Genomic DNA, 559 nt, shown 5'->3' with positions numbered 1-559 from the left:
ATAAAAAACAAATAAAAAAACGAGTAAATCTACAGGCTCGTTATGTGTAAACTATGAAATCAACATTTGTCGCAATTTTAGCAACTATATTCGCAGCATTTTTTATTACATTTGTTGTTACTTATATCGGTACGCTTAATTCAGAGTATTACGATTTTAGAATGGCATTGTTAATGTCTAGTGTGGCAGCTCTTGTAAGTTTGGTAATTACAATCTGTTGGTCTTTACCTATTCACTTATATCTTAAAAAGCATAATAAAGTTAGTTTAGGTTGGTATGCTTTAATTGCTGTTATTCCATCACTTGGATTTATTTACATATTAAAACCATTTGGAGAGGACTCTGCAGCAGACTTGTTTACTCAAGCATTATTTTGTACTTTAGTTGGCGTGGTTGCTGCCACGTTGTTCTGGTATTTCGCTGTATACCAAATTACACATAACAAGCAAATCAACAAGGACTAAAAACAGCGGGCTGTTCGCTTCGCTCAATTTTAGCCCACTATTTTTAGCCTGTTATTTGGGCGTTGAGGCTGTAGAATTACTCTTTTTAGGAACGT

Annotated in this window: 1 protein-coding gene; it reads left to right on the top strand. The window is 34.2% G+C overall.

Annotation, left to right across the window (positions count from 1 at the left end):
- Positions 1–53 precede the first annotated feature (53 nt).
- Complete coding sequence (locus tag GQR53_RS20580; RefSeq protein ID WP_165745064.1) at positions 54–464, top strand: hypothetical protein; 411 nt, start codon at positions 54–56, stop codon at positions 462–464.
- The last annotated feature ends 95 nt before the right edge of the window (positions 465–559 follow it).

It is taken from the genome of Pseudoalteromonas sp. Z9A6, from assembly GCF_011378805.1.
Classification (GTDB): domain Bacteria; phylum Pseudomonadota; class Gammaproteobacteria; order Enterobacterales; family Alteromonadaceae; genus Pseudoalteromonas; species Pseudoalteromonas distincta.
The sequence above is the reverse complement of the archived record's forward strand: the minus strand, read 5'-3'. Positions and strand labels throughout refer to the sequence as shown.